The organism is Burkholderia sp. Ac-20345 (assembly GCF_017104825.1).
GTDB lineage: Bacteria > Pseudomonadota > Gammaproteobacteria > Burkholderiales > Burkholderiaceae > Burkholderia > Burkholderia lata_B.
Window position 1 is genome coordinate 1 of record NZ_JAAGPO010000349.1, and the last position, 5428, is coordinate 5428.

A 5428-nucleotide genomic window follows, 5' to 3' on the forward strand; every position below is an offset into this window, starting at 1 on the left:
TCCCGGCCGCCGCGGCTGCATCGGGCGCCGAAGGCAGCTCGATCCGCGTCGGCGTCGAGAAGGTCGACCAGCTGATCAACCTGGTCGGCGAGCTCGTGATCACGCAGGCGATGCTCGCGGAAACGGCGAGCGCGTTCGATCCGGCGCTGCACGACCGCCTGTTCAACGGGATGGCGCAGCTCGAGCGCAACGCGCGCGACCTGCAGGAAGCCGTGATGTCGATCCGCATGATGCCGATGGACTACGTGTTCAGCCGCTTCCCGCGGCTCGTGCGCGACCTCGCCGGCAAGCTCGGCAAGCAGGTCGAGCTCGTCACGTTCGGCCAGGCGACCGAGCTCGACAAGAGCCTGATCGAACGGATCATCGATCCGCTCACCCACCTCGTGCGCAACAGCCTCGACCACGGGATCGAGACGGTCGACAAGCGCGTCGCCGCCGGCAAGGACGCGGTCGGCCAGCTCGTGCTGTCGGCCGCGCATCACGGCGGCAACATCGTGATCGAGGTGAGCGACGACGGCGCGGGCCTGAACCGCGAGCGGATCCTCGCGAAGGCCGCGAAGCAGGGCATGCAGATCTCGGACAACATCAGCGACGACGAAGTCTGGCAGCTGATCTTCGCGCCGGGCTTCTCGACCGCCGAGACGGTGACCGACGTGTCGGGCCGCGGCGTCGGGATGGACGTCGTGAAGCGCAACATCCAGTCGATGGGCGGCCACGTCGAGATCACGTCGCTGGCCGGCCGCGGCACGACCACGCGGATCGTGCTGCCGCTCACGCTCGCGATCCTCGACGGGATGTCGGTGAAGGTCGGCAACGAGATCTTCATCCTGCCGCTGAACTTCGTGATGGAGTCGCTGCAGCCGTCGAACGACGACATCTACACGGTCGGCAACGGCGAGCGCGTGGTGCGCGTGCGCGGCGAGTACCTGCCGCTGGTCGCGCTGCACGAGGTGTTCTCGGTCGACGAAGCGCGCACCGACCCGACGCAAGGGATCGTCACGATCATGGAAACCGAGGGGCGCCGCTTCGCGATGCTGATCGACGAGCTGGTCGGCCAGCAGCAGGTGGTCGTGAAGAACCTCGAAACCAATTACCGCAAGGTACACGGCATCTCGGCAGCAACGATCCTCGGCGACGGCAGCGTCGCGCTGATCGTCGACGTCGCGGCGCTGAACCGCGAAACCCGTGCGACGCACGGCGCCCGTGCCGGCGCCGAGCTCGCGATGTTCTGATGTCTCTCGCCATTCAACCGATTGGGGGCAAACGTGTCTGCTGAAGTCCAAATGATCAATCCGGCCGCGGCGAACGCGGCAACGAGCCGCCGCGACGCGGCGCAAGGCGACGCGGCGGGACAGGAATTCCTCGTGTTCACGCTCGGCGACGAGGAATACGGGATCGACATCCTGAAGGTGCAGGAAATCCGCGGCTACGACAGCGTCACGCGCATCGCGAACGCGCCGGAGTTCATCAAGGGCGTGATCAACCTGCGCGGGATCATCGTGCCGATCGTCGACATGCGGATCAAGTTCCATCTCGGCCGCGTCGAGTACGACCACCAGACCGTCGTGATCATCCTGAACGTGTCGAACCGCGTGGTCGGGATGGTGGTCGACGGCGTGTCGGACGTGCTGACGCTGCAGACCGACCAGATCATGCCGGCGCCGGAATTCGGCGCGACGCTGACGACCGAGTACCTGACGGGGCTCGGCACGGTCGACGGCCGGATGCTGATCCTGATGGACATCGAGAAGCTGATGTCGAGCCGTGAAATGGCGCTGATCGAGACGCTCGGCGGGTAAGCGCGCCGCGCGCGCAGGAATTTCGGGAGAATCTGCAATGTTGCATAACTGGTCGATCCGCACGACCCTCACGGCGGTCGGACTCATCCTCGTGGCGCTGGCCGCAGCCGTCGGCGGGCTCGGCCTGTACGCGCTGAATCACGCGAGCCGCTCGCTCGACGAGATCGCGCACGTCGACCTGCCGGCGATCCATACGCTCGACGACACGTCGTCGTACCTGCTGCGCGCACGCGTGTCGCTCGACCGCTTCCGTTCGCTGACGGAAGCCGGCAACACGGCCGATGCGGCCAAGGTGCTCGACCGCGCGCAGGAGCTGTATGCGAAGTCGAACCAGAACTGGCAGGCGTTCCAGTCGACGCCGAAGCTCGGTGTCGAGCAGGCGCTCGTCGACGAACTGACCGCGCGCTACACGACGATCGTGAAGGAAGGCGTCGAGCCCGAGTTCGCGGCCGCGCGCGCGGGCGACATGGCCGCGTACCACGCGGTCGCCGATACCAAGATCAGCCCGATGTTCGTCGCGTACGACCAGGCCGCGTCGGCCGTGGTCGCATCGCTGCAGAAGCGCGCGGAAGATCGCCAGGCCGCGACGCAGTCGCAGATCTCGCTGATGATCGGGCTGATCGCGGCCGGCATCGCGATCGCGGTCGTCGTCGTGATCGCGATCCGCTTCGCGCTGCGCGGGCTGATCGTGCAGCCGCTGGAAGACGCGATCGCGCACTTCGAGCGCATCGCCGGCGGCGACCTTACGCAGCCGGTGAACGTGTTCAGCACGAACGAGATCGGCCGCCTGTTCGGCGGCGTCAAGCGGATGCAGGACGCCGTCACGACGATGGTGCAGGCCGTGCATCGCGGTACCGAATCGATCGACGTCGGCGCGCGCGAGATCGCGACCGGCAACATCGACCTGTCGCAGCGTACCGAGGAGCAGGCCGCATCGCTGCAGGAAACCGCGTCGAGCATGGAGCAGCTGACGGGCACCGTGCGGCAGAACGCGGAGAACGCGCGGCAGGCCAGCCAGCTCGCGGTGAACGCATCGGACATCGCGACGCAGGGCGGCGACGTGGTCGGCCAGGTCGTCTCGACGATGCAGGACATTGCGGCGAGCTCGGGCAAGGTCGTCGACATCATCGGCACGATCGAAGGCATCGCGTTCCAGACCAACATCCTCGCGCTGAACGCGGCGGTCGAAGCCGCCCGCGCGGGCGAACAGGGCCGCGGCTTCGCGGTGGTCGCGGGCGAGGTGCGCTCGCTCGCGCAGCGCAGCGCGAGCGCGGCGAAGGAAATCAAGCAGTTGATCGGTGATTCGGCCGAGAAGGTCGAAAGCGGGTCGGCGCTCGTGTCGCGCGCCGGCTCGACGATGGACGAGATCGTGCAGGCCGTGCGCCGTGTGACCGACATCATGGGCGAGATCAGCGCCGCGTCGGACGAGCAGTCGACCGGCATCGAGCAGGTCAACCGTGCGGTCGGCCAGATGGATTCGGTCACGCAGCAGAACGCGGCGCTCGTCGAGCAGGCGGCGGCCGCGGCCGCGTCGCTCGAGGAGCAGACGCGCCAGATGAAGGCGATCGTGTCGGGCTGGCGCGTGATGGGCGGCATCGTGCTCGCGCCGTCGCGCGGCGTCGCGCGGCCGGTCGCGCATGAACCGGCGGCGGCGCCGGCGCTGACGTCCGAGCCGCGTTTCGACGCGGCACCGGTCGCCGCGCTGCCGTCTCCGCGGGCCGCCGCGCAACCGGCACGGCGCGCTGCGCCGGCGACGCGTGCCGCCGCAGCGGCTGCGTCGGGAGCGGGTCACGAACCGAAGCGCGCGGCCGATGCCGGCGCGCACGCGCAGAAGGATGCGCCGGCTTCCCGCGGCACGGCCGCGGGCGGCTACGGGCCGCGTCTCGCGAAAACCGCCGCACCGGCCGACAAGCCGGCCGCGAAGCCCGCGCTCGTGCGCCCGGCGCTGAACGGCGAGAAGCCGGCGCCGGCCACGGCCGGCACGTCCGATGACGACTGGGAGACCTTCTAAACCATGCCGCACGCGCGCGCGCCGTTTCGACCTGATGCACCGGATGCCTCGCCTCGCGCGGGCGAGCCGGGGCGCGACTTCGCGTTCACGGGCGCGGATTTCGCACGCATTCGCGCGCTGATCCACCAACGCGCGGGAATCTCGCTGTCCGAGCACAAGCGCGACATGGCCTACAGCCGTCTCGCGCGGCGGCTGCGGGCACGCGGCCTCGACACGTTCCGCGACTACCTCGACCTGCTCGAGCAGGAAGACGATCCGCTCGAGTGGGAAGCGTTCACCAATGCGCTGACGACGAACCTGACCGCGTTCTTCCGCGAGTCGCACCATTTCCCGATCCTGTCGGATTTCGTGAAGGGGCGGCCGGCGCCGGTATCGGTCTGGTGCTCGGCGGCGTCGACCGGCGAGGAGCCTTACTCGATCGCGATCACGCTGATCGAGGCGCTCGGCGAATCGGCCGCGCGCGGCGCGTCGATCCTCGCGACCGACCTCGACACGCAGGTGCTCGCGAAGGCGGAGGCCGGCATCTACACGTATGACCAGGTCAAGCACCTGCCGCCGGAGCGGCTGAAGCGCTTCTTCCTGAAGGGCACGGGCGCGCAGGCAGGCCGCGTGAAGGTGCGCCCCGAGCTGCGCGCGATGATCCGCTTCGAGCAGTTGAACCTCACCGATGCGGATTACGGGATCGCGAAGCCGTTCGACGCGATCTTCTGCCGCAACGTGATGATCTATTTCGACAAGCCGACGCAGGGGCAGGTGCTGTCGCGTTTCGAGCCGCTCGTGAAGCCGGGCGGGCTGCTGTTCGCCGGCCATTCGGAAAACTTCACGTATGTCTCGCAGGCGTTCCGGCTGCGCGGACAGACGGTGTACGAACTGACCCGCGACGCCGCACAGGGCGCGCGGCCACGTGGTGCGCAGGCGCCCGCGATGCCGTCTCCCGTGCGTGCGCAAGCCGCGGGCGTCGCATCAGCTCTGGGAGAGCGCGGATGAGTGCCCTGCCGATCGCAACCAATCGCTACTTCGACAACCACTTCGGCCGTCCCGGCGTGAAGCTGCTGCCGAACGAGTTCTACACGACGTCCGAGGACATGGTGCTGATGACCGTGCTCGGCTCGTGCGTCGCCGCGTGCCTGCACGACCCGTACGCGGGCATCGGTGGGATGAACCACTTCATGCTGCCGGACGACGGCGCCGATCCGGGCGCGGCTGCTTCGGAATCGATGCGCTACGGCGCGTATGCGATGGAAGTGCTGATCAACGAGATGATCAAGGCCGGCGGGCGCCGCGAACGCTTCGAGGCGAAGGTGTTCGGTGGCGCTGCCGTGCTGGCCGGGATGACGACGATCAACATCGGCGACCGCAACGCGGATTTCGTGCGCCGCTACCTGGCGCTCGAACGCATCCGCATCACGGCGGAAGACCTGCAGGGCGTGCACCCGCGCAAGGTCGCGTTCATGGCGGCCACGGGGCGCGCAGCGGTGAAGAAGCTGCGGCTGCAGGTGCCGGGCGTCACCGAGCGCGAAGCCGCGCTCGCCAGCGACGCCGATCGCGCCCGCGCCGCACGGCCGCGTCCGCATGTCGAGTTGTTCGCGGCGAAGCGTCCGGCCCTGCCGCAGCCGGC

At 68.7% G+C, this 5428-nt stretch carries 5 protein-coding genes; all 5 read left to right on the forward strand.

Annotation, left to right across the window (positions count from 1 at the left end; genetic code table 11):
• A partial coding sequence (locus G3O06_RS46220; protein ID WP_205820075.1) for a chemotaxis protein CheW occupies positions 1 to 1232 on the forward strand: 1232 nt, incomplete at its 5' end.
• Positions 1233 to 1283: 51 nt separating this feature from the next.
• The gene (cheW, locus tag G3O06_RS46225) at positions 1284 to 1799 is read left to right on the forward strand and encodes a chemotaxis protein CheW (protein ID WP_174919032.1); all 516 of its coding nucleotides are present in this window, start codon (positions 1284 to 1286) and stop codon (positions 1797 to 1799) included.
• Between the two features lie 37 nt (positions 1800 to 1836).
• Positions 1837 to 3810, forward strand: coding sequence for a methyl-accepting chemotaxis protein (locus G3O06_RS46230; RefSeq protein WP_205820076.1), 1974 nt, complete (start codon positions 1837 to 1839; stop codon positions 3808 to 3810).
• A 3-nt stretch (positions 3811 to 3813) separates the two neighbouring features.
• Positions 3814 to 4797: a CheR family methyltransferase gene (locus tag G3O06_RS46235; protein ID WP_205820077.1), complete on the forward strand. Its 984-nt coding sequence runs from the start codon at positions 3814 to 3816 to the stop codon at positions 4795 to 4797.
• On the forward strand, positions 4794 to 5428 hold a 635-nt coding region (gene cheD, locus G3O06_RS46240; protein ID WP_205820078.1), incomplete at its 3' end, for a chemoreceptor glutamine deamidase CheD. The genes G3O06_RS46235 and cheD, both read left to right, overlap by 4 nt.

Excerpts from the sequence above, each read along its gene's own strand:
- cheW (WP_174919032.1), top strand. The coding sequence starts at position 1,284 with ATGATCAATCCGGCCGCGGCGAACGCGGCAACGAGCCGCCGCGACGCG.
- G3O06_RS46230 (WP_205820076.1), top strand. The coding sequence starts at position 1,837 with ATGTTGCATAACTGGTCGATCCGCACGACCCTCACGGCGGTCGGACTC.
- G3O06_RS46235 (WP_205820077.1), top strand. The coding sequence starts at position 3,814 with ATGCCGCACGCGCGCGCGCCGTTTCGACCTGATGCACCGGATGCCTCG.